Genomic DNA, 22,480 nt, shown 5'->3' with positions numbered 1-22,480 from the left:
CGTGCGCCGAGAGGCGCACGACGCCACCCCCTCAAGGCCCCTGAAGGAGGAGCCCCTATCCATCCCCGCTCGGTGAAACGATCCGTCTGCGCGCCCTCGAAGGTGGTGATCCGTGGGACACGCTGACAGCCTTCTCGCCATGGGCGGAGCCTTCCTGGCCGCCGCCCTCCTCGCCCGCCTCGGCGGCCGCATCGGGCTCCCCACCATCCCGCTGTTCATGCTCGCGGGCATCCTGCTCGGGCCCCACACCCCCGGCCTCGTCATCGTCGAGGACGCACACGACTTCGAGATGCTCTCCGCGCTCGGACTGGTGCTGCTGCTGTTCTACCTGGGCCTGGAGTTCCACCTCGACGACCTCAGGAGCGGCGGCCGGCGCCTGCTGACGGCGGGCGGGATCTACCTGCTGCTCAACGTCGGCGCGGGGCTGGGCTTCGGCTTCGCCCTGGGCTGGGGCGTCCGGGAGGCACTGGTCCTCGCCGGTGTCCTCGGGATCTCCTCGTCCGCCATCGTCACCAAGGTCCTCATCGACCTGGGCCGCATCGGCCGCCCGGAGACACGCCTCATCCTGGGCGTCATCGTGGTCGAGGACATCTTCCTCGCGCTGTACCTGGCAGCCCTCCAGCCGGTCATCAGCGGCGCCCAGGGCGTCGGCGACATGATCACGCAGGGCTCCAAGGCCTTCGGCTTCCTGCTGCTGCTGGCCGCGGCGGCCCGCTACGGCACGAAGCTCGTCGGGCGGCTCATCGCGACCCGCGACAACGAACTGCTCGTCATCAGCTTCCTCGGCACGGCCGTCCTGGTGGCGGGAGTCTCCGAGGTCCTCGGAGTCGCCGACGCCATCGGCGCGTTCATGGTCGGCCTGATCCTGGCCGGCACTCCCTCCGGCCCGCGCATCAGGGACCTGGTCCATCCGCTGCGCGACGCCTTCGCGGCCATCTTCTTCTTCGCCTTCGGACTCTCCATCGACCCCGGCGACATCGTCTCCGTCGTCGGACCCGTCGCCGCTGCGGCCGCACTGACCCTCGTCATGAACGTCCTCGCGGGTCTCCTCGTCGCCCGGGTCTACGGCTACGGCATCGAGCCCGCCGCCGAGATCGCCACCACTCTCGTCGCCCGCGGTGAGTTCGCGCTGATCCTGGCCGCCATGGCCGCGGGCGCCGGACTCGACACCCGGCTCGCCCCGTTCATCGCCGGGTACGTCCTCGTCCTCGCGGTCCTCGGCCCCATCGCCGCCGGACGCGCACACCTGCTCGCCCGCGCGCTCCGGGCGGGGCAGGGCTTCCTGCCCCGCCTCACGGCCCCGGCGACCGCCACCGAGCCAGAGCCCGAGCACGTCGTCCCACCCGCCGCTCCCCAGCACGCCGAGGCCGAGCGCTAGCTGCGCCGAGGGCTCGATCAGCCGCCCGTGCAAACGGCGTAGCGGGCGGTCCTTCAGGCCGGGCTTCCGGAGCAGGAAACCCGTCCTGCGGGGCATGACGACGTCGATGACGGCCAGGTTGGGCGGTGGGCGGACCTCGGTGCCTCCGCACGGGGCCGGGGCCCGGGGCGAGTCCGGCGCCGACGAGCGGGGCAGCACGCGTTGCCGCCCCGAACCCCGCCTGTCGTACCGGCGTTCATGAGGGTCGGCCACCGGGAAGAATGAGCCTTGGGCCCGATGGCGCAAGCCGTTGGAGGAGGGAGAAGCTGAAGCCCTGGTGAGACAGCTCCGACCGGCCGCACCGGCGGACCGTCTCCCTCCGCACCGCCGCAGGGCCCGACACCCCAGGACTTGTCATGATCCCGGCCGTGCCTGCCCAGAAGCGCTCGGGTTCCGGGAAGGAGAAGCCGTGCCCCCGTCCGAAGACCACCGCCTCGTCGATCTCGAAGCACGACTCGAGCGGGAGGATCCCCGCTTCACCCGGGCCATGAGATCCGGCCGCCCCGCCCGGCCCCGGGAGTACCGGCGTACCGGCGCCTGGTGGGGGCTGGCACTCGGCGTGGCCATGCTGGCCTGCGGCATCGCCCTGGCTCAGGGGCTGCTCATCGCGGGCGGGCTGGTCCTCGTCGGCATGGCGGCCCAGCTGGCCGACCCGGACCCGGCCCGCATGGCGCACCGGGGATTCGGACGGCGCTGACGAGGGAGGGTCTCCGGGGCCTTCCGGCGACGGCCGGACGGGCGGGACGTGCCGCCGTCGGAGTGCTGTCGTAACCCGTGTGAACGCCCCGGATGGTGGGACGGCCCGGTGTGACTGACGGTGGTTCACGTCGAGACCGGGTCTCGTGAGCTGGCGAGGCGTCAGCTGCCCGGGTCGCGACGGAAGGACTCACCGATGCGCTCTGCCCGCATGCTGCTCGCGACGGCCACTGCCACGGCCGCCCTCGCGATCACCGCGCCCGCCGCCTACGCCGAGGCGATGGGTGACTGGGACAACGACTCCAGTTCCTACAGCAAGGAGCACCACAAGGACGGCAAGCACCACGAGCCGCGCGGCGGCGTTCACACCGGTGGCGGAGCCCTTTCCGCGGTGACCTCGGACGACGAGTGGGACGGCGACAAGGGCGACCACGAGGGCAAGGAAGAGGAGCACGGCAAGGAGAAGGGGCACGAGAAGGGCTCCTGGAAGGACAAGCACGGCAAGCCGCACGGCGGGATGCACACCGGTGGCGGAGCCCTTTCCGCGGTGACCTCGGACGACGAGTGGGACGGCGACAAGGGCGACCACGAGGGCAAGGAAGAGGAGCACGGCAAGGAGAAGGGGCACGAGAAGGGCTCCTGGAAGGACAAGCACGGCAAGCCGCACGGCGGGATGCACACCGGTGGCGGAGCCCTTTCCGCGGTGAACTCCGACGACTGGGACAACGCCAAGCACGACCAGGACGCCTCCAAGGAGGACGACTGGAGCGGCAAGCACGACGAGCACGACAAGGGCTCCTGGGAGGGCAAGCACGACAAGCACGACAAGCCGCGCGGCGGCATGCACACCGGTGGCGGCGGGCTGGCCTCCGCGCCGGGCGTGACCGCCGGCGGGATGGCCGTGCTGGCGGTGGCCGGCACCGGTCTGTACGCGCTGCGACGCCAGAAGGCCTCGCGCGGCACCGCGTGACCGACGCCTGACGTCACAGCAGCCGTGGCCGCCGCACGTGCACCTCGCGTCGCGGCGGCCCGGCTCGTCGTCCCGCGTGCCGTGCCCGCTGCCGTGTCCGAATGAGGTGGTCCTTGATGGCAGCCAGTCCCCCCGCTCTTCCCGGCCCCGGCCCCGGCCCCGAACCCGAACCCGAACCGTCGAAGCGGCGGCTGCGCACCGTCGTGTCGGTGCTGTGGGTGGTGGCCGCCCTCGTCCTGACCGTGAGCCTGGTCGGCGGCCGCGGTGGGTCGTCCGACGCCGCCGGCCCGCCGCACGCGCCGCCGGCCGGGACCGCCACCCCGGCCGTCCCCGACCAGCCCGACACACCGCCCACGTCCGCCGCGCCGCACCGGTCCGCCGCGTCCGGGGCCGGCCCGCATCTGCCGCGGTCCCGGCCGGTCCGCCTGCTCATCCCCAAGATCTCGGTCGACGCCCCCTTCACCGACCTCGCCCTCGACCGCTCGGGTCAGCTGGAGCCCCCGCCGTCGCACGACACCAACCTCGTCGGCTGGTACGCCAAGGGGCACACCCCCGGTGAGCCGGGCACGGCGATCATCGCGGGGCACGTGGACACCGCGACCTCCCCGGCCGTCTTCGCCGGGCTCAGCGCGCTGAGGAAGGGCGACCGGTTCCAGGTCGCGCGGGCCGACGGCGGCAAGGCGACCTTCGTCGTCTACGCCACAAAGTCGTTCGAGAAGGACGCCTTCCCCAGCGACCGGGTCTACGGCGACACCCCGGACGCCCAGGTCCGGCTCATCACCTGCGCCGGTGCCTACGACCGCCGGGCCCGGGACTACACCGAGAACCTGGTCGTCTTCGCCCGTCTCGTCTGACTTCCGGGGCCCCGGCCTGACTTGGTGTTTTAGAGTGAGATCCAGTTCAGGCGACTGTGGGACCTGTGAGGGATTCGCGAACCATGACGACCGAAACGTTTGAGTTCCAGGTAGAGGCGCGTCAGCTGCTCCAGCTGATGATCCACTCGGTCTACTCGAACAAGGATGTCTTCCTGCGGGAACTCGTCTCCAACGCTTCCGACGCGCTCGACAAGCTGCGTCTGGAGAAGCTGCGGGACGACTCGCTCGACGCCGATGTGTCGGATCTGCACATCGAGCTCGACATCGACAAGGAGGCCCGCACCCTCACGGTGCGGGACAACGGCATCGGCATGTCGTACGACGAGGTCGGGCGACTCATCGGCACCATCGCCCATTCGGGTACGGCCGCGTTCCTGGAGGAGCTGAAGGAGGCCAAGGACGCGGCCGGGGCCGAGGGGCTCATCGGCCAGTTCGGTGTCGGCTTCTACTCCGGGTTCATGGCGGCGGACGAGGTGACGCTGGTGACCCGGCGCGCCGGCGAGCGCCAGGGGACCCGCTGGACGTCGCGCGGCGAGGCCACGTACACCCTGGAGAGGGTCGACGACGCGCCGCAGGGCACGTCCGTCACGCTCCACCTCAAGCCAGCAGACCCCGAGAACCAGCTGCACGACTACACCGCGGAGTGGACGATCCGGGAGATCGTCAAGCGCTACTCGGACTTCATCACCTGGCCGATCCGGCTGGTCCCGGAGGCGAAGGAGGGTGAGGGCACTCCCGAGCCCGAGACGCTGAACTCCATGAAGGCCCTGTGGGCGCGCTCGCGCGACGAGGTGTCCGACGACGAGTACCACGAGCTGTACAAGCACATCAGCCACGACTGGCGTGAGCCGCTGGAGACGATCCGGCTCCAGGCCGAGGGCACCTTCGAGTACCAGGCCCTGCTCTTCGTCCCCTCGCACGCCCCGCACGACCTGTTCACGCGGGACTTCAAGCGCGGCGTCCAGCTGTACGTGAAGCGCGTCTTCATCATGGACGACTGCGAGGCGCTGCTGCCGCCCTACCTCCGCTTCGTCAAGGGCGTCGTGGACGCGCAGGACCTCTCGCTCAACGTCTCCCGCGAGATCCTGCAGCAGGACCGGCACATCCGGATGATGCAGCGCCGCCTGACGAAGAAGGTGCTGTCCACGGTCAAGGAGTTCCTCGCCAAGGACGCCGACCGCTACCGCACGTTCTGGCGCGAGTTCGGCACCGCCCTGAAGGAGGGCCTGGTCACCGACTCCGAGAACCGCGGCGCGATCCTCGCGGTCTCCTCGTTCGCGACCACGCACTCCGACGACGAGCCGACGACGCTCGCGCAGTACGTGGAGCGGATGAAGGACGGTCAGGACGACATCTGGTTCATCACCGGAGAGTCCCGGCAGAGCATCGAGAACTCCCCGCACATGGAGGCGTTCCGGGACAAGGGCATCGAGGTCCTGCTGCTCACCGACGCCGTCGACGAGGTCTGGGTCGACGCCGTCGGCGAGTACGAGGGCAAGAAGCTGCGGTCGGTGACCAAGGGCGAGATCGACCTCGACGGCGAGGGCGGGGAGAAGACCGGCGAGGAGCGCGAGAAGCAGGCCGAGGAGTACGCCGGGCTGCTCGGCTGGATGCGCGAGCAGCTCGACGAGGACATCAAGGAGGTCCGCCTCTCGACGCGGCTCACGGTCTCCCCGGCCTGCGTCGTCTCGGACGCGCACGACCTGACCCCGGCCCTGGAGAACATGTACCGGGCGATGGGCCAGGAGGTGCCGCGCACCAAGCGGATCCTGGAGCTCAACCCCGGCCACCCGCTGGTGAAGGGCCTGCACGAGGCCTACCGGGCGAGCGAGGACCGCGCGGAGCTCACCGAGTCCGCCGAGCTGCTCCACGCCCTGGCGGTGCTCGCGGAGGGCGGCCAGCCCAAGGACCCGGCGCGCTTCGTCAGGCTCGTGGCCGACCGCCTGGAGCGCACGCTGTAGTCACGGGACGGATCAGGGGTGGTCCGGGGCGCCCGCCGCCCGGGCACCGGGCGGGGTCGTGCCGGTGCCGGGCGGGACGATCTCGCCCTGGACCACCCGCGTCGCGGGGGCCGTTCCGGCCTCCTCGTCCTTCGCCGCGCGGGCCTCGGCCTTGAGGATGCGGGCCGCCTTGCCGGCCGAGCGCGTCAGCTCGGGGAGCTTCTTCATCCCGATGACGGCTATGACGACGATGAGAATGATCGCGAACTCGCTCAGTCCGAACATGGTGTCCTGTCCTCTCTCGCCCGGGCCGGGCACGGCGTGAGCGTATCGGGCGGGGAGCACGGTGTGATCGCCGTACCGGAATGCGGAAGCAGATGCCGGCGCAGGTGCGGCAGCATCCCGCGGTCGAGCAGCTCCTGCCGCCACACCAGCCGGGCGTGCTCCACCTGGTCGGCGGCCGGGGGCACGCCGCGCCGCCGCGGGGCCGTGTACAGCAGGGCGGCCAGGGTTCCGAGGCCGGTCACGGCCGCCACGAGCGCCAGGGTCCGGCCGGCCGCGACGAGCGATCCGGGCAGCGGGCCGAGGGCGTCGGCGAGGTGCAGCAGGCCGCCGGTCAGGAGCAGTGCCGCGGCGGACGTGCCCGCCACGAGCGGTGTGAGCACCGCGAGGGCCGGCAGCGGACTGCCCGTGCCCAGCGGCCCCCGCCTCTCGTGCCGGGCGGCCCTGCGCACGGCGAGGTAGGAGCGGTACGGCCCTTCGGCCGCCGCCGCGATGTCGTCGGCGCGGGCGAGCGCGTGGGCGCGCAGGTGCGCTGCCGCCCGGCCGGCCGGGTCGGCGCCCAGGGCGCCACGGATGTCGGCGGTGCTCAGCGCGTGGTGCAGTACGGCTTCGAAGTCCGCGCGGTCGTCCGGGCGGAGGGAGGACGGGTCGGCCACATGGTCTCCCGGTCGGTTGCTGATGCGGGCGCCGGGCCCGGCCACACGAGGTCGGGCCCGGCGGCGCGTTCGGTTCATGTCAGACGTTGACGCCGAAGTCGGCGGCGATACCGGCGAGGCCCGAGGCGTAGCCCTGGCCGACCGCACGGAACTTCCACTCGGCGCCGTGCCGGTAGAGCTCGCCGAAGACCATCGCGGTCTCGGTCGAGGCGTCCTCCGACAGGTCGTAGCGGGCGATCTCCTGGCCGCCCGCCTGGTTGACGACCCGGATGAAGGCGTTGCGGACCTGCCCGAAGCTCTGACCGCGGTTCTCGGCGTCGTGGATGGACACCGGGAAGACGATCTTGTCGATCTCGGCCGGCACGGCGGCGAGGTTCACCTTGACGGACTCGTCGTCGCCCTCGCCCTCACCGGTGAGGTTGTCGCCGGTGTGCTCGACCGAACCGTCCGGGCTCTTGAGGTTGTTGTAGAAGACGAAGTGCTGGTCCGAGGGGACCTTGCCGGAGGCGTCCAGGAGCAGGGCGGAGGCGTCGAGGTCGTAGTCGGTGCCGGTGGTCGTGCGTACGTCCCAGCCCAGGCCGACCAGGACGGCGGTCAGGCCGGGCGCCTCCTTGCTGAGCGAGACGTTGCCGCCCTTGGACAGGGAAACTCCCACGGGGTACTCCTTCTTGAGCGCTTGACGTGTGCGGTGCGGATGCCACTCTTGAATCTACAGTAATGTAGAAGGAGGCGGGATCGGCCCGGCGGATCTATACGATGTCCGTAAGCGCAACGCAGGGCGGCGAGAGCGAGGCAGGGTGGTGACGGGTCCCGGGCAGCGTCCCCGGCGGGGACAGGGCGAGCTGGAGGCGCTGGTGCTGTCGGCGCTGCGGGAGGCGGACGGCCCGGCCACGGCCGGCTGGGTGCAGGAACGCCTCGGCGGTGACCTGGCGTACACGACGGTGATCACCATCCTGACCCGGCTGCTGGGCAAGGGCGCGGTCACCCGGGAGCGGGTCGGCCGGTCCTTCGCCTGGACACCGGCCTCGGACCAGGCGGGCCTGGCCGCCCGCAAGATGCGCAAGGTGCTGGACGCCGAGAGCGACCGCGGAGCCGTGCTGGCCAGCTTCGTCACCGGCCTCGGCCCGGACGAGGAGCGGCTGCTGCGCGACCTGCTGGATCAGGCCCAGAGCGAAGGGGAAGACTGAAGCCTCATGGGGGTCTTCGTCTTTCTGCCACTGATCCTGCCGCTCACCGCCTGGCCGGTCGCCCGCCTCGCCGAACAGCATCTGCATCCGCGCACAGCGACCCGGCTGCTGACGGTGCTGGCCGTGGTGCTGGCCCTGTGCAGCACGGTGTGCCTGGCGCTGGTGATGGTGGTCGGCACCGCGCAACTGCCCGGCAACCCGCTGCCGGACGGCTGGTCCGACCCCGAGGTACGGGCGGCGGTGCCGTACGACGAGGTCGTGGGCAAGGCCGCCATTCCCGCACTGTGCGCGGTCGTCGTCGCGTGTGTCCGGACGGTGCGGCGGCACGGGCGGGTACGCCGTCAGGCGCATCGTGCTCTGGCCGGGCTGCGGGAGACGGAGGTCGCGGTGCTGCCCGACCCCCTGCCCTACGCGTACGCGTTGCCGCCCGGGGGCCGCCGGGGCGGTGGGGTGTCGCGTGCCGGCACCGGACGTGGCCGTGTCGTGGTGACCACGGCCCTGCTGGACCGGCTCCGGCCGGCCGAGCGCCGGGCCCTGTTCGCCCATGAGCGGGCGCACCTCGCCGCACGGCACGACCGGTACCTGCTCGCCGTGCGGCTCGCGGCCCGCGCCAACCCCTTCCTGCGGCCGCTGCGTACCGCCGTGGCGTACACGGCGGAGCGGTGGGCGGACGAGGAGGCGGCCCGGGTGATCGGCAGCCGTCGCACGGTGGCGAGGGCGATCGGCACGGCCGCGCTCGTCTCGCGGGGTACCCCGCTGCCCACCCTCGCGGGACTCGCGGCTCCCGGACCGGTGCCGCGCCGGGTGGCGGCGCTGCTCGGCCCGGCCCCCGCGGTGCGCCACTGGCCGCCGGCGTTCACGGCGGTCGGAGCGGCGGCGTGGGGCGCGGCCGCCGGGACGGCCGTCTCGGCGATGTCGTCCGCGAACTCGGCGGTGACGATGGTGCTCATCCTCCACGCTGCGACGCCGCTCTGACGACCCTCCGACGCGCACGCGCCGAGCGGCGCGACAGTGCCGCAGCCCGCCTCCACGGCGGACTGCGGCACCAGGCCCACTGACGTGCTGTCAGCGGTTGCGTGTCAGGTGCGTGAGGGTGCGCCGGTCGCGCAGGGCCGTTCCTCACTCCTCCGCGACCGCGTCCGTCACCGCACGGCTCAGCCCACGACCCGGCCCAGCTCGATCCGGTCGATGTTCGGCGCCCAGGCGGCGGCGTTGCCGAACGTCACCTTGTTCGCGCCCTTCGACAGATCGACCGGGACACCGACCGTCCAGTAGTCGTCCCAGCTCCAGGTGTTCTTGAACGTGACCTTCTGCGGCGCGGCGCCCCCGACCTCGATGTCCGCCGTACGGGACATGATGTCCGTGTTGTAGGCGTGGCCGTTGTCCCGGCGGTCGTTGTGGGCGTAGTGGACGACCAGCATGTAGCGGCCGGACCTCGGTGCGGTCACCGTGAACTCGGCGGTGCTGGAGGCGCTGTTGCCGAGCCAGCCGATGTACGAGCCCGCGGACGCGTGCGGGCTGTCCACGAGCTTGGCGCCACCCGCGAGCGTGGCCGAGGCCCCCTCGTAGGAGAGGGTGCCGGCGGCCGAGCCGGCGCCGGAGACGTCGAGGGAGCGGACGGCGGCCTGGCCCGACGTCAGCGCGACGCGGTTGTTGCCCGCGACGAGATACAGCCGCAGCGGGCGGCCGGGCGCCGCCGTGACCTTCTCGCCGTGCAGGGCGAGCCGCACCGCCGCCGAGGTCCGCGGGGTCACCGTGTAGTAGCCGTCGCGCGGGGCGTAGACGTCGAAGACGGCCTTGTCGCCCGAGCGCAGAACGAGGGCCCCCGTACCCACGCCGGCCGAGGACGAGTAGTCGTACGACGGCTTGCCGCTGATGTCCGCCAGGGTGGCCTCGTACGACGCGGAGGCCGCGCCGGTGTCGCGTGTCAGGTCGATCCGGTCGAGCGTGACCTCGGCGTCACCCTTGGACAGCACCAACTGGTGCTTGCCCGCCGCAAGTCGGATGCGGACGTCCTTCTTGGCGCGGTAGGTCCAGTTCTCGGTCGAGGGGTAGGCGACCGTCACCGGGGCGGCGCCGTCGACGGTCAGCTTCTGTGTGGCGGGACCGCCGGACTGGTTGCCGTACAGGATCGCGAGGTCGTACGCGCCGTCCTCCGGCACGTCCACGGTGAACGCGACCCTGCTCCCCGGCTGGTTGAGCGAGCCGACGTCCTTGGTGCCGGAGGCCGCGTAGCCGTTGGCGTTCTGGACCGTGCCCTGCGTGTAGACCTTGCCGTCGGTAATGGCCGCGTCCTCGGCCTCGTACGACGCCGACCAGGGGACGGGGGAGGCGGCCGGGGTGCCCGAGCCGCCGGGGGTCAGGACGATCCGGTACGCCGACATCTTGTGCAGGCCGCGCAGCGGGACCGTCGCCGAACCGTCGGCCGCGACCTTCACCTTGGTGCGCGCCAGGACCCGCGGGGCCGCGTGCTGCCCCTCGTATCCCGACCAGGCGGCCTCGGCGACCGTCGCGGTGACCGTACGGCCGAACACCGAGCGGGGGACGTTCTTCACGACCACGTCCGAGTCGCCGTCCGCGCCTCCGAGCAGCACCTGGGCCTGGCGGCGGGAGCTGTCCAGGGAGGCGAGACCCTGGAGGGTGTCGACGGTGTTCGGCTGCGGCGGCGTCACCTTCACGGTGTTCCCGGTCATGCCCGCGTACCAGCGGAACAGCCACCAGCCGCCGTTGGGGATGTTGGAGCGCACCACATGGCCGCTGAGATTGCCGGCCGCGTCCCAGTACGCCATGTTGGCGAACACCTTGTTGCGCTCGAACATCGACACCCACTGCACGAGCTGCCCGGGCACGGACAGGTCCCGGCGGTTGGCGTACTCGTCGATGTTGATCTTCAGGGGGGCGATGCCCGCCTCGCGCTCCAGCGTGCGGTAGTCGTCGTAGTGCGCCTGGAAGTCGCGCAGGGAGCCGGAGCCGAGCTCGTGCCAGGTCATCACCTGGGGCACGACGTCCTCCCGCTTGGTGAAGGCGAGGAAGTCCTTCAACAGGCGCGTGTGATAGGCGGCTTCGTTGGGACCGGCGATACGGGCGTCCGGGTCGATCGCGCGGATCCGCTGGTACACCGTCTTCCAGTCCTTGAAGAACCGGTCGCGGTTCTTCTCGTACTGGGCCTGGTCCTGGACGTCGAGCTTGTACCAGATCTGGTCGGGCTCGTTGAAGGGGATGTAGACGAAGCGGTCGCTGTTCGGGTCGGCCGAGACCTCCTTGACGATCTTGTCGACCTTGGGGAGATAGTCGTCGATGCCGAGGTCCTCGTACGGCCACTTGGCGTAGACGTCCTGCATCATCACGTTGATCTCGCCGCCGCCGGTGCGGAAGAACGACTTGGAGACCGTGAGTGCGTCGCCGTTGGGGTGCTGGGCGCCACCCTCCGGCTTCTGCGAGATGCTGGTGATCTTCAGGGGCTCCATCACGGCGTCGCTCGGTACGCCCTCGTCGCTGAGGCCGTAGAGGGAGCCGTTGGCGCCGAGCATCACCGGGCCCTCGGAGGCGTCGAGGTCGACGGTGAGGCGTTGTGGGTCGGCTGCGGCGGCGGGACCGGCCGCGGGGAGGGTGGCTGCCATGGCGGCTGCTCCAAGTAGTGCTGCGATCAGGGCGGTTCTGGTACGGGACCTCGTACCGGCTCTCGTGCGGGTGGGGGTGATCACGCTGCTGGACCTCCAGTCACTTCACGGCTCCACTGGTGATTCCGGACACGATCCTTCGCTGGCCGACGAGGAACACGGCGACCATGGGCAGGCTCATCACCACGACGTACGCGAAGACGAGATGCCAGTTGTTGAGGTAGAGCTGGGCGCTGGCGACCTGGTAGAGGTTGAGCGGCAGGGTCGCCCGGTCTCCGCCGCCGAGGACGAAGAACGCGTAGAAGACATCGCTCCAGGCGTAGAGCATCACCATGATCGTCGCCGTGGCGATGACCGGCCGGAGCAGGGGCAGGACGATCCGCCAGAAGATCCGCGACGGCGTCGCCCCGTCCATCCGGGCCGCCTCCTCCAGTTCCGTGGGGATGGCGCGGATGAAGCCGGTCATGAAGAAGATCGACGTCGACAGGTACATGCCGGTGTAGACGGCGATCATGCCGGGCCGGGATCCGGCCAGGCCCAGTTGGCGCAGCTCCATCACGATGGTGATGACGGCGGGCGGCAGCAGCAGCCCGCTGATGCACAGCGCGTACGCCGCCGACACCAGCTTCGACTTGCGGCGCGCGAAGACCCAGGCGGCGCCCGCGCCCAGGATCAGCACCAGGATCACGGAAGGCACCACGACCAGCAGGGAGTTGAGGAAGCCGCGCAGCATCTCGCCCTCGGCGACGGCGTCCGCGTAGTTGGCGGCGGGCTGCCAGTGCCGGGGCAGGTCCAGGTTCGGTTCGATCGCCTCCGCCTGCGGCTTGGCCGAGGTGACGGCGACCAGCCACAGCGGCACGCCCACGGCCAGCCCGGCCAGCAGCAGGACCAGGGTGGGACGGCCGTAGCGCCACAGCGGGGTCACAGCATCTGCTCCCTTCGCCGGAGTCCCACGACCAGCGGAATCGCCACGGCGACCACGACCAGGAAGAGCACGAGACTCATCGCGGAGGCCTGGGCGTACAGGCCCTGCCCGAAGATCCGGAACATGTAGATGTTGAAGACCTCGGTGGAGGCCGCGGGCCCGCCGCCGGTCGTGGCCTGCACGATGTCGAAGGTGTTCATCGAACCGATCAGCGCCGTGGTGACGTTGAAGGTGACGGCCGGCGCGAGCATCGGCCAGCGCACCGACCAGAACGTCCGCCACGGCCCGGCGCCGTCGATCCGGGCGGCTTCGAGCATGTCGTCCGGGATGCCCTTCAGCCCCGCCAAATAGATCAGCATGGCCAGGCCCATCCACTTCCAGCCGTGGATCAGGGTGACGATCACCAGCGTCCAGGTCGGCGAACCCAGCCACGGGATGTCGGTGCCCAGCAGGGAGTTGACGGCTCCGTCCTGGTCGAGGAGCGCCTGGAAGACGTATCCCGTCGCGAGGGCCGAGATCAGCACCGGCAGGAAGAAGACGGCCCGGAAGAACCGGTTGAAGCGGCTGTCGTCCTCCAGCAGCAGCGCCAGCACCAGCCCGAAACCGTTCTGGAACACCGCCGCCAGCAGTGCGTACAGCAGCGTCGTGCGGATAGCGCGCAGCAGCGAACCGTCGTCGGCGATGGTCCTGAAGTTGTCCAGGCCCGTGAAGGCGATGTCCGCGTGGTACGACGACCAATTGGTGAACGGGTAGTAGAAGTTGAGCAGGTTGGGCACCAGGAAGAACCCCGCGAGGACGGCGATCGCGGGGAGCGCGAACCACCACGGGTGGTGCACCGCGGCGCGCGGAAGCCGTCCCACGCTCTTGGGTGTGCCGGCTGTCGAGGGCTGCTTGCGTGTCCGTACGACCGTGTCCGCCATCGTCAGAACCCGGGTGCGCCCTGGGCCTTGGCCACCTGCGCGAACTGGTCCTGGATCGCCTGGGCGACCTGCAGCGGGGTCTTCTTTCCGAAGATCATGTCGGCCAGGTACAGGTGGGTGTCGGGTGCGACGATGGCCTTGGCCTGGAACACGCCGATGGCCTTCGGCAGGGCCGCGACCTGGGACTTCGATGTCTCGGGCAGCCCGCCGGGGGTGGGCACGGACGGCTGCACGGACGGGATCTTCATCGCCTTGATGTAGTCCGGGTAGTCGGGCCCGAGCCAGAAGGCGAGGAACTGCCGGGCCGCGTTCTGCCGCTTGTCGTCACCGGTCCTGAACGCGACGACCCCGTTGGTCTGGTCGGGGGAGTACAGGCCGGTCGCCGAGGAGTTGGCGACCGGGAACCAGCCGATCCTCTTGTCGATCTCGGCGGTGGAGTACTTGGCCTGCAACTGGCTCTGGAAGGAGGTGACGTTGAGGACCATGCCGGCCTCGCCCTTCCACAGGGCGTCGGCCTGCCCGGTGAACGTGCCCGTCCGGTAGTTCTTCTGGGCCAGCCCGGCGCCGAGCAGCTTGTCCTTGTACTTCTTGATCGCGCCGACGACGACCGGGTCGGTCCACTTCTTCTTGCCCGCGTTCAGATCGGCCCACCACTGCCGGTCGAGGTCGGTGAGCTGGACCTGCATCTGCCACTGGAGTGGCCACTTGTCGCCGCCGGCCTCGTAGAACGCGGCCGCGTCGGTCTCGTCGGCGACCTTGTGGCCGAGCGCCAGCAACTCGTCGTACGACGTGGGGAAGTCCTTCTCGGTCAGTCCCGCCCGCTTGAAGACGTCCTTGTTGTAGTAGACGCCGAGCATGGCCGGGCTGGTGACGATCGCCGCGTAGCGCTTGCCGTCGATGACGCCGAGGGACTTCTCGGTGTCGCCGAGCTTGGAGACCCAGGGCTCGCCGTCGAGCGTGAGCAGGTTCTGCCGCGGCTGGATGAACGGCAGCGTGGAGATGGACGGCTGCCAGAACATCAGGTCGGGGCGGTCGCCGGAGGCCAGCTTCGTCGGAACGTTCTGCTCGTAGAGGTCCGGGATCGCCTGGGTGTCGACCTCGGCGCCGGTGGCCTTCTCGAAGGCGTCGATGACCTGCTCGGGCGCGTTGACCGTGTTCTGCGCGGTCCACATGGTCAGCTTCACGCCGTCCAGCCGCGCGGTCGGGTTCACCGCCGTCTGCTCGGCGTCGTCGGCACCGGAGTCCCCGGCGGTGGGATCACTGCACGCGGTGGCGGCCAGTCCGGCGGCACATATCAGCGCCAGGGCGGGGAGGACTCTTCTGTTCATCTCGTGCCTTTCGAGCAGGCGGTTCAGTTCAGGAAGCGGGACTCACAACTGCGGTGCTCACCAGGGATGTTCAAGTGCCGGAGGGCGGAGGGCCCGAGCTCTCCCGCACCACCAGCTCCGGTACGGACACCGGATGCGGGGCGACCGGCGCGGACTCCTCCAGCGCACCGTGCAGCAGGGCGAACGCGGCTCGGCCGAGGCCGGTGAAGTCCAGGCGGACGGTCGTCAGGGACGGTGTGAGGAAGGCGGAGTGCGGGGCGTCGTCGAACCCGGCCACGCTGACCTCGCCCGGCACCGCGCGGCCCGTCTCGTGCAGGGCGCGGAGCACGCCGAGCGCGAGGTCGTCGTTGCCGCACAGGATCGCGGTGACGGACGGGTCCCTCGCCAGTTTCAGCGCCGCCGCGTGACCGCCCGCGGGTCCCCAACTGCTCTGCGCCGGGCGGGGTTCCGGGGCGCCCGCCTCCTTCAGCGCCTGCCGCCAGCCGCTGGTGCGGGCGCTGGTGCGGCGGGTGCTGGACGGGATGGCGACGTAGTGCACGGTCTCGTGGCCGAGTGAGAGCAGATGCCGGGTCGCCTGGTAGGCGGCCTCGCGGTCGTCGGTCCACACCCAGGGGCTCTCGCCGCCGGGCGGGCTCGCCGGGGTCTCGACCACGCCCACCACCGGCAGCCCGTCGGGCACGGCATCCAGTGCCCGCACACCGGCCGGATCGTAGGCGATCACGACGATCCCGCCGCCCGCGTCCGCCGCCCGCTGCACCTCGGCGGCGACGGCAGCGTCCTCGGCGGATTCCAGCACGCCGATCCCCACCGCGTAGGACGCGGCCCGGGCGGACTCCTCGATGCCCTGCAGGATCGAGGCGTAGCCGTAGTGGGTGGTGTTCGCGGTGAGCACGGTCACGGTGCGGGTGCGCCCGCTGGCCAGAGCGAGGGCGGTGGCGTTGCGCCGGAAGCCCAGTTCCTCGATGGCGGCCAGGACCCGCTCCCGGGTGGACGGCCGGACGCTGGGATGGCCGTTGATCACTCGCGAGACCGTCTGGTACGAAACCCCGGCGGCCGTGGCGACGTCCCTGATGCTCGCCGGGCGCCTTGTGTGACCGGTCACATTCATGCGAGGATTGTGACCGGTCACACTTGGGTCGTCAAGAGACCGTAACGAGAGATTCACGCGGACCTCCGCTCCCCGGCAACGGGGCGGGGCCAGGAGGGGGAGCACCTTGACCGGCACGGCGGAGACCGCGCACACGGCCTCCAACCAGCGGCACAGCGAGTTCACTTGGGAGCACTCGGCGCTCGACGCCCGGTTCGCCGTCGCTGTCGACGGGACCTTGCGGCTGACCCGGCTGGCGCACCCCGGCGACGATCGCCGCGCCGACCCGCAGACCGCGCTTCCGCTGGTGGAGCTCACCGCCCTCGGCCACGGCAGCGGCTGGTCAGGCCCCCGCTTCACCGGCACGGCCTTCGGCGCGCGGCTCGCCCACCGGGGCCACCGGACCGGCAGCCGCGAGGGCTGGGAGTGGCTGACAGCCGAACTCCACGATCCGGCGACCGGGTTGACGGCGTTCGTCGAACTCACCTCACCGACCGGCCTGCCCGTCCTGCGCTCCCGGGTCCGGCTCCGCAACGACGGCCGTGCGCCCCTGGTCGTCCAGTCCGTCAGCAGCCTGCTGCTCGGCGGACTACCCGCCCCGGACGCCCTCGACGTCCACCGGGCCCGCAACGACTGGCTCGCCGAGTGCCGTTGGTACGCCGAGCCGCTGCGCGCGTCCGTCGCCGACATCAACACGGACGTCCACGAGCACGACAGCCGGGCCGCCCTCACTCTCACCGGGCGCGGCAGCTGGCCCACCGACGGCCATCTGGCCATGGGCGCGCTGACCGAGCGCGGCGGCGGCCGGGCCTGGGCGTGGCAGGTCGAGTCCCCGGCCGGCTGGCGCTGGGACCTCGGCGAACGCGCACACGGCACCTACCTGGCGCTGAACGGACCCACGGACGCCGAGCACCAGTGGCGGATCCGTCTCGAACCGGGCGAGGAGTTCACCACCGTCCCCGGTGCCCTGGCCCTCGGCCCGGACCTCGACGCCGCGCTGGGCGCCCTCACCTCCTACCGCCGCGCGATCCGCCGCCCGCACCCGGACCACACCGCCCTCCCCGTCGTCTTCAACGACTACATGAACACCCTCATGGGCGACCCGACCACGGCCAAGCTGCTGCCGCTGATCGACGCCGCCGCCGACGCGGGCGCCGAGTACTTCTGCATCGACTCCGGCTGGTACGACGACGACACCCGGGGCTGGTGGGACAGCGTCGGCGCGTGGCAGCCCTCGCCGCGCCGCTTCCCCGACGGCGGCATCCGGGCCGTCCTGGACCGGATCCGGGAGCGCGGCATGGTGCCCGGGCTGTGGCTGGAGCCGGAGGTCGTCGGGGTGCGCAGCCCCGTCGCGGCCGAGCTGCCGCCCGAGGCGTTCTTCCAGCGCGACGGCGTACGCCTCACCGAGCAGGGACGCCACCAGCTCGACCTGAGGCACCCGGCCGCCCGCGCCCACCTCGACAAGACCGTCGACCGGATCGCCGGCGACTGGGGCGTGGGCTATCTCAAGCTGGACTACAACATCGTCGTCGACCCGGGCACCCAGGCCCCCGGCGACCTCGCACCGGGAGCGGGCCTGCTCGGCCACGCCCAGGCCTACCTGGACTGGCTCTCCGGGGTTCTGGACCGCCACCCCGGCCTCGTCGTCGAGAACTGCGCCTCCGGCGGCATGCGCATGGACGGCGCCACCCTCGCCGTCGCCCAGCTCCAGTCCACCAGCGACCAGCAGGACCCGCTGAGCTACCCGCCCATCGCCGCCGCCGCACCGACCATGGTCCCGCCCGAGCAGGGCGCCGTCTGGGCCTACCCGCAGCCCGAGTACGACGACGACCTGATCGCCTGGACCCTCGGCGGGGCGCTCCTCGGCCGCATCCACCTCTCCGGTCACCTGGACCGGATGTCGGACCACCAGCGGGCCCTCGTCCGGGACGCCGTGAACGTCTACAAGTCGATCCGCGGCGACCTCGCCCGGGCCCTGCCGTTCTGGCCGCTCGGCCTGCCCGGCTGGACGGACGAGTGGCTGGCCCTGGGGCTGCGGAGCCCCGGCGACGGCACGGCGTACCTCTCCCTCTGGCGGCGCGGCGGGCCGGACGAACTCCGCGTCCCCGTCCCGCACCTGGCGGGCCGGGCCGCCCGGGTGGAGATCCTGCACCCGTCGACGCCGGAGGCGGGCCGGGCCGTCTGGGACGGGTCGGGGCTGACCATGTCCGTGCCGCGCACGCCCGGGGCGCTGCTGATCCGGCTCCGGCCGACGTCGTGAGAAGGGCCGCTCACGCCCGTACGGCGTTCCGCTCGCGCGCCTGATCGCGTGCGTCCCGGCGGAACGCCCACGCCATGTCCGGCTCCATCACCCAGCGGAACACCCGTCGCACCGGCGGGGTGCACAGTGCTGTCACGAGCACCGCGGCGGCGACCGTCACGAGGACCTCGCCCAGGGGCCGGTGCACCCACGCCGGCTCGTACCAGCCCCAGAACTTGGACCCCTGCGCGACGAAGCCGTGCAGCAGGTAGCCGTAGAGCGTGCCCGCGCCCAGCACGGTGAACCAGGTGCGGCGGCCGGGCACCCAGGCGAGGAAGCAGGCGACCAGCACCAGCGAGCAGCCGAACGTCGCCAGTGTCATGACCGGCCCGTACCAGGAGGGGGCGGCGAGCTCCTCGGCGCTGTCGCGATGGTAGAACCAGGCGCCGCTCATCCGCGGCACCGCCCAGTAGGCCACCGCGAGCGCACCGGCGAAGACCGGCACGGCGAGGATCCGCGCCGCACGGCGCCGCACCAGGCGGAAGTGCTCGGGCCGCAGCAGCAGACCGAGGACGAAGTACGGCAGGAACTGCAGCGTGCGCTGCAGATCGAGGTCGTTGCCGATGGCGGGAGAGAGAGTCGCCAGCATCGCGACGACGAGGGCGATCGGCATCGGCCACCGCACGCGCTGCCAGATCGGCGTGGTCAGCCGCCAGATGAACAGGGCAGCCAGGAACCAGGTCAGGTAAAGGGGATCCAGCAGGCTGACCGGCCGGTCCGGCTCCTGGTCGGTCCACCGGGTGAACAGGGTGTAGGCCGTCTCGAAGACGACGTACGGCACGGCGAGACCGGTGATCAGGCGCCTGATCCGTCCCGGGCTCGCGTCGAAGGAGCGCGAGAAGTAGCCGGAGATGACGATGAACGCCGGCATGTGGAAGGCGTACACCACCATGTAGAGCGCGCCGGCCGCCCGGCTGCCGTCCCGCAGCGGCTCCCAGGCGTGCCCGATCGCCACCAGCACGATCGCCAGGTACTTGGCGTTGTCGAAGAACGCGTCCCGCCGGCCGGCCGGGTCCGGTGCGGACTGCGGTGCTCTCCGTTCCGTCCCGCCGGCCGGTTCCGGCGCGGCCTGATGTGCTCTCCGTTCCGTCCCGCCGGTCGTGACCGTGCGCATGCGCAGGGTGTCCTCGCTCATCACGCCTCCCGCGCGGGGTTCGGGGGACCCGGAGGGGTGCCTGCGCGTTGTGCCGGGGGTGCGGCGGTGGGGTGCCGGTGCGACATCCCCGCCGCCTGACCACCGCGGCGCGGCGTAAACCGCTTTCTGTGCCAGTGTGGCGCGGATCACACCCACGGCGGTGCCGCCGGGCCCGGAGCGCGCGGCGGCACCGTCGCACGACGGCGTGGTCAGCTCACGGAGCAGTCGGCGCCGTTGAGGGTGAAGGCGGTCGGGCTGGGGTTCGCGGCCGACCGGGTGGCCGTGAAGCCGAGGGTGACCGAGCCGGCCGCGGGGATGGCCGCGGTGTACGAGGCGGCCGCGACGCTCACCTCGGAGCCGCTCTGGGACGCCGTACCGCCCCACAGGTTGGTGATGCGCTGGCCGTCCGGGAAGGCCCAGCGCAGCGTCCAGCCGTTGATCGTCGACGTGCCGGTGTTGCGGAGGACGATCTCACCCTGGAAGCCGCCGGGCCAGCTGCCCGTCACCCGGTAACCGACACCGCAGGCCGACGGTGAGCCGCCGGGGGAGGTCGTGACCGTCACCGTGCCCGAGCGGGGCGAGCGGTTGCCGGCCGCGTCCCGGGCGTAGACGGCGAAGGTGTGGGAGGTGGCGGGGGACAGGCCGGTGAGGGTGGCGCTGGTCCTGGTGCTGCTGGTGACGGCCGTCTCGGTGGCGCCGCTGATCCGCACGACGTCGTAGCCGGTGACGCCGGTCGCGTCGGAGGCGGCGGCCCAGGTCAGGGTGGCCGACGAGGAGGTCACCCCGGAGGCGGTCGGGGTGCCCGGAGCGGTCGGGGGAGTGGTGTCGCCGCCGCTGCCGGAGTAGATCGCGGCCTCCTTGGCGGTGGCGGCGATGCCGTTCGCGCCGTTGAAGAGGCGCTGACCCCAGGAGGTGAGCTGGTCGGGGTCGAAGTTCGCGACCATGTCCAGGTACTCGACGCCGCCGCCGTTGCCGCTCCAGGACCAGCCGAGGTAGCCGAGACGGAGCTGCTGGGTGACGGCCAGGATGGTGTCCTCGTCGGGGTTGCCGTCCGAGTGGTCGTGGCCGAACTCGCCGACGACGATGGGCAGTTTCGCGGTGACGAAGCGGTTCAGGTAGTCGGTGATCTCGGCGGCGGTGTCGAAGACGCCGTACATGTGGATCGAGAAGACCGTGTTGGCGTCGGGGTCGGCGGCGAAGACCGAGGCGGCGTTGTCGCGCATCGTGAACGCCCAGTCCTGGCCCCAGTTGGGCGCGTCGACCATGATCGTGTGGTCGAACCCGGCGTCGCGGAGCTTCTGGATCGCGGCCTTGGTGTCCGCCGTCCACGCCGTGTAGCCGGTGTTGCCGTACGGCTCGTTGCCGATGTTGACGATGACGTAGTCCTCCTGGCCGGCCAGAGCGCTCCGCACGCTGATCCAGTAGTCGGCCGCGCGGGCGAGGGTGGCCGCTCCGCTCTGCTCGCCGTAGCCCGTCGTGTCGTGCACCTCCAGGACGCAGATCAGCCGGTTCTGCTTGCACTGGGAGACCACGTTCGCCACGTCGGCGGTGTCGTTGCGGGTCCAGCGGTCACCGCTGGAGAGGACCACGCGAACGGTGTTGGCGCCCTTGTCCTTGATGTGTGCGAGGGAGCTGATCCGGTCCGGGAACCAGGTGTGGGCGTGGTTGACGCCGCGCATCACGAAGTCGTTCCCGCCGGCCTCGAGCAGCCGGCCGTTCTGCACCCGGAAGCCGGTGGGCGCGGCCTGGGCCGGCGGGGTGAGGGCGAGGAGGGACAGGAAGAGGGCGAGCACGGTGGCGGCCACCGTGGCCAGGCGTGGAGTGGTGCGGGTGGGGCGGAGTCTCATGACGGCTCCATCAGTGGGGGTCGGTCGGGGCACGTTGCCGGTCGCGCTGTCGTGCTGAACGGGTCCTGCCGTCGCGCTCGGTGCGAACGGGTCCGTCGCCGGGGCATCCGGCCCGGCGTGGCTGTCATGCGGCCGGTGCCGTGCCCGTGCAGGTGACGGTCGCCGCCGGGCTGCCGGCCGTTGCCGGGGCGGTGGCGACGAAGCCGAAGGTGGCGCTCGCGCCGGGGGCGAGGGTGCCGTTCCACGCCGCGTTCCTGACGGTGGCCGTGCCGTCGGCGGCCGTGGTGAGGCTGCCGTTCCAGAGCTGGGTGAGGCGCGCTCCGTTCGCCGGTGCGACGGTCGCGGTCCAGCCCGGGACGGCCGAGGCCGATGTGTTCGTCACCGTCACCTCGCCCTGGTAGCCGCCCTGCCAGGAGGAGACGGCCCGGAAACGCGCGGTGCAGGCGACGGGGTCCTCGCCCGGATCGCCCGGGTCCTGCGGGACGCCGGCGTCGAGGACCGCCGACAGGGCCGGGAACCAGCGGGCGGCGATCTTGCCGTCGCCGGAGGCGTTGGGATGCACGCCGTCGTAGGTGTCGGTGGCCGTGCTGAAGCCGGTCCACTGGTCGACCACCGTGACGGGGGAGCGGTCGGTGCCGTTCGCCCGGGCCCAGCCGGGAATCCGTGCGTTGAAGTCGACGACCCGCTGCGCGCAGCCCGCGCAGCTGCCCGGGTTCATGGGGATGAGCTGCGCGACGAGGATCCGCATGTCCGGATTCGAGGCCCTCATCTGCGCCACGAGCTTGGTGTAGGCGGCGAGGATGCGCTCGGGCGCGACGCTGCTCCACACGTCGTTCGTGCCGAAGTGCATGACAACGATGTCCGGCCGGGTGGAGGCCAGCCTGCCGGGCAGCAGGTTCCGGTCGGCCACGTTGGTGACCAGTTCGCCGCCGTGCCCCTCGTTGTCCCCGTCGTGGGCCTGTCCGCAGCCCTGCGGGGGGAGGGTGCCGACGAAGTCGATGTTCGTGTATCCGCTGTTCTTGAGCCGGTTCCAGAGCACCGCCCGCCAGCAGCCCGGCGAGCCGGTGATCGAGTCGCCGAGCGGCATGATGCGGACGGGGTCGGCCGTGGGCGCGGCCGTCGCGCCCGGGGCGAAGCCCATGCCGAGGGGGAGGAGCAGGGCGGCCAGGAGGCCGAGAACGGACAGGACGCGTAAGTGCGGGGACGAGTGGGGGGGTCTGTGCATGGTGGTCCCTTCCCATGGATGAGGTGGGAGCGCTCCCACCTCATCAAGCCATCGTTGTCATTGACGCGTCA

Annotated in this window: 19 protein-coding genes; 8 read left to right on the top strand and 11 right to left on the bottom strand. The window is 71.5% G+C overall.

The annotated features are described in order from the left end of the window. Positions 1–112: 112 nt before the first annotated feature. From ACFY9S_RS27985 to htpG, 5 genes are all read left to right on the top strand, one after another. Positions 113–1,378 carry a cation:proton antiporter gene (locus ACFY9S_RS27985; protein ID WP_391133257.1) on the top strand — a complete coding sequence of 422 codons (1,266 nt, stop codon included), beginning with the start codon at positions 113–115 and terminating at the stop codon, positions 1,376–1,378. Positions 1,379–1,826: 448 nt separating this feature from the next. Continuing rightward, a complete protein-coding gene (locus ACFY9S_RS27980) occupies positions 1,827–2,114 on the top strand; it encodes a DUF3040 domain-containing protein (RefSeq protein ID WP_391133253.1) in 288 nt (95 codons plus the stop codon). A 195-nt stretch (positions 2,115–2,309) separates the two neighbouring features. Then, a complete protein-coding gene (locus tag ACFY9S_RS27975; protein WP_391133250.1) occupies positions 2,310–3,083 on the top strand; it encodes a hypothetical protein in 774 nt (257 codons plus the stop codon). Positions 3,084–3,199: 116 nt separating this feature from the next. Next, positions 3,200–3,937, top strand: a complete 738-nt coding sequence (locus ACFY9S_RS27970) for a class F sortase (protein WP_391133247.1) — start codon at positions 3,200–3,202, stop codon at positions 3,935–3,937. Between the two features lie 83 nt (positions 3,938–4,020). Then, on the top strand, positions 4,021–5,919 hold the full coding sequence (htpG, locus tag ACFY9S_RS27965) for a molecular chaperone HtpG (RefSeq protein ID WP_391133244.1): 1,899 nt from the start codon (positions 4,021–4,023) through the stop codon (positions 5,917–5,919). A 12-nt stretch (positions 5,920–5,931) separates the two neighbouring features. On the opposite strand, the gene ACFY9S_RS27960 is transcribed toward htpG, so the two are convergent. The 3 genes from ACFY9S_RS27960 to ACFY9S_RS27950 form a co-directional block, all read right to left on the bottom strand. Then, complete coding sequence (locus ACFY9S_RS27960; RefSeq protein WP_391133241.1) at positions 5,932–6,183, bottom strand: twin-arginine translocase TatA/TatE family subunit; 252 nt, start codon at positions 6,181–6,183, stop codon at positions 5,932–5,934. Further along, on the bottom strand, positions 6,171–6,836 hold the full coding sequence (locus tag ACFY9S_RS27955) for a hypothetical protein (protein ID WP_391133238.1): 666 nt from the start codon (positions 6,834–6,836) through the stop codon (positions 6,171–6,173). The genes ACFY9S_RS27960 and ACFY9S_RS27955 overlap by 13 nt, the downstream gene beginning before the upstream one ends. Positions 6,837–6,915: 79 nt before the next feature. Beyond that, positions 6,916–7,491: a TerD family protein gene (locus ACFY9S_RS27950; protein ID WP_107457539.1), complete on the bottom strand. Its 576-nt coding sequence runs from the start codon at positions 7,489–7,491 to the stop codon at positions 6,916–6,918. A gap of 145 nt (positions 7,492–7,636) precedes the next feature. Between ACFY9S_RS27950 and ACFY9S_RS27945 the strand changes: the two genes are divergently transcribed. Both ACFY9S_RS27945 and ACFY9S_RS27940 read left to right on the top strand, forming a co-directional pair. Beyond that, positions 7,637–8,023 carry a BlaI/MecI/CopY family transcriptional regulator gene (locus tag ACFY9S_RS27945; RefSeq protein WP_062925342.1) on the top strand — a complete coding sequence of 129 codons (387 nt, stop codon included), beginning with the start codon at positions 7,637–7,639 and terminating at the stop codon, positions 8,021–8,023. Between the two features lie 6 nt (positions 8,024–8,029). Further along, positions 8,030–8,998 (top strand): M48 family metalloprotease, encoded by a 969-nt coding sequence (locus ACFY9S_RS27940; protein WP_391133233.1) that lies wholly within the window; start codon positions 8,030–8,032, stop codon positions 8,996–8,998. 179 nt (positions 8,999–9,177) lie between these two features. On the opposite strand, the gene ACFY9S_RS27935 is transcribed toward ACFY9S_RS27940, so the two are convergent. The 5 genes from ACFY9S_RS27935 to ACFY9S_RS27915 all read right to left on the bottom strand — a co-directional run bounded on the left by ACFY9S_RS27935 (position 9,178) and on the right by ACFY9S_RS27915 (position 15,924). Next, complete coding sequence (locus tag ACFY9S_RS27935; RefSeq protein WP_391133231.1) at positions 9,178–11,643, bottom strand: carbohydrate-binding protein; 2,466 nt, start codon at positions 11,641–11,643, stop codon at positions 9,178–9,180. A 100-nt stretch (positions 11,644–11,743) separates the two neighbouring features. Continuing rightward, positions 11,744–12,568 carry an ABC transporter permease subunit gene (locus ACFY9S_RS27930; protein WP_391133228.1) on the bottom strand — a complete coding sequence of 275 codons (825 nt, stop codon included), beginning with the start codon at positions 12,566–12,568 and terminating at the stop codon, positions 11,744–11,746. Then, on the bottom strand, positions 12,565–13,488 hold the full coding sequence (locus ACFY9S_RS27925; RefSeq protein ID WP_391133226.1) for an ABC transporter permease subunit: 924 nt from the start codon (positions 13,486–13,488) through the stop codon (positions 12,565–12,567). Before ACFY9S_RS27925 ends, ACFY9S_RS27930 begins: the two co-directional genes overlap by 4 nt. Before the next feature lie 2 nt (positions 13,489–13,490). Beyond that, complete coding sequence (locus ACFY9S_RS27920; protein WP_391133224.1) at positions 13,491–14,816, bottom strand: extracellular solute-binding protein; 1,326 nt, start codon at positions 14,814–14,816, stop codon at positions 13,491–13,493. Between the two features lie 70 nt (positions 14,817–14,886). Then, the gene (locus ACFY9S_RS27915; RefSeq protein ID WP_391133221.1) at positions 14,887–15,924 is read right to left on the bottom strand and encodes a substrate-binding domain-containing protein; all 1,038 of its coding nucleotides are present in this window, start codon (positions 15,922–15,924) and stop codon (positions 14,887–14,889) included. Between the two features lie 106 nt (positions 15,925–16,030). Here ACFY9S_RS27915 and ACFY9S_RS27910 point away from each other — a divergent pair, with 106 nt between their 5' ends. Further along, positions 16,031–18,163: an alpha-galactosidase gene (locus ACFY9S_RS27910; protein ID WP_391133218.1), complete on the top strand. Its 2,133-nt coding sequence runs from the start codon at positions 16,031–16,033 to the stop codon at positions 18,161–18,163. A 10-nt stretch (positions 18,164–18,173) separates the two neighbouring features. Here the strand turns inward: ACFY9S_RS27910 and ACFY9S_RS27905 are convergent, their stop codons facing one another. The 3 genes from ACFY9S_RS27905 to ACFY9S_RS27895 form a co-directional block, all read right to left on the bottom strand. Then, positions 18,174–19,337: an acyltransferase family protein gene (locus ACFY9S_RS27905; protein WP_391133215.1), complete on the bottom strand. Its 1,164-nt coding sequence runs from the start codon at positions 19,335–19,337 to the stop codon at positions 18,174–18,176. Positions 19,338–19,546: 209 nt separating this feature from the next. After that, positions 19,547–21,184 carry a cellulase family glycosylhydrolase gene (locus tag ACFY9S_RS27900; RefSeq protein WP_391133212.1) on the bottom strand — a complete coding sequence of 546 codons (1,638 nt, stop codon included), beginning with the start codon at positions 21,182–21,184 and terminating at the stop codon, positions 19,547–19,549. Positions 21,185–21,308: 124 nt separating this feature from the next. Continuing rightward, complete coding sequence (locus tag ACFY9S_RS27895; protein WP_391133210.1) at positions 21,309–22,409, bottom strand: GDSL-type esterase/lipase family protein; 1,101 nt, start codon at positions 22,407–22,409, stop codon at positions 21,309–21,311. Between the last annotated feature and the right edge of the window lie 71 nt (positions 22,410–22,480).

Source organism: Streptomyces sp. NPDC012474 (assembly GCF_042955185.1).
In the GTDB taxonomy this organism is placed as follows: Bacteria; Actinomycetota; Actinomycetes; order Streptomycetales; family Streptomycetaceae; genus Streptomyces; species Streptomyces cahuitamycinicus.
Note: the sequence above shows the minus strand (reverse complement) of the source record. Positions and strands in the feature narration are given on the sequence as shown.

Excerpts from the sequence above, each read along its gene's own strand:
- ACFY9S_RS27975 (WP_391133250.1), top strand. The coding sequence starts at position 2,310 with ATGCGCTCTGCCCGCATGCTGCTCGCGACGGCCACTGCCACGGCCGCC.
- ACFY9S_RS27895 (WP_391133210.1), bottom strand. The coding sequence starts at position 22,409 with ATGCACAGACCCCCCCACTCGTCCCCGCACTTACGCGTCCTGTCCGTT.
- ACFY9S_RS27915 (WP_391133221.1), bottom strand. The coding sequence starts at position 15,924 with ATGAATGTGACCGGTCACACAAGGCGCCCGGCGAGCATCAGGGACGTC.
- ACFY9S_RS27960 (WP_391133241.1), bottom strand. The coding sequence starts at position 6,183 with ATGTTCGGACTGAGCGAGTTCGCGATCATTCTCATCGTCGTCATAGCC.
- ACFY9S_RS27970 (WP_391133247.1), top strand. The coding sequence starts at position 3,200 with ATGGCAGCCAGTCCCCCCGCTCTTCCCGGCCCCGGCCCCGGCCCCGAA.
- ACFY9S_RS27900 (WP_391133212.1), bottom strand. The coding sequence starts at position 21,184 with ATGAGACTCCGCCCCACCCGCACCACTCCACGCCTGGCCACGGTGGCC.
- htpG (WP_391133244.1), top strand. The coding sequence starts at position 4,021 with ATGACGACCGAAACGTTTGAGTTCCAGGTAGAGGCGCGTCAGCTGCTC.
- ACFY9S_RS27920 (WP_391133224.1), bottom strand. The coding sequence starts at position 14,816 with ATGAACAGAAGAGTCCTCCCCGCCCTGGCGCTGATATGTGCCGCCGGA.
- ACFY9S_RS27925 (WP_391133226.1), bottom strand. The coding sequence starts at position 13,488 with ATGGCGGACACGGTCGTACGGACACGCAAGCAGCCCTCGACAGCCGGC.
- ACFY9S_RS27935 (WP_391133231.1), bottom strand. The coding sequence starts at position 11,643 with ATGGCAGCCACCCTCCCCGCGGCCGGTCCCGCCGCCGCAGCCGACCCA.
- ACFY9S_RS27905 (WP_391133215.1), bottom strand. The coding sequence starts at position 19,337 with ATGAGCGAGGACACCCTGCGCATGCGCACGGTCACGACCGGCGGGACG.
- ACFY9S_RS27940 (WP_391133233.1), top strand. The coding sequence starts at position 8,030 with ATGGGGGTCTTCGTCTTTCTGCCACTGATCCTGCCGCTCACCGCCTGG.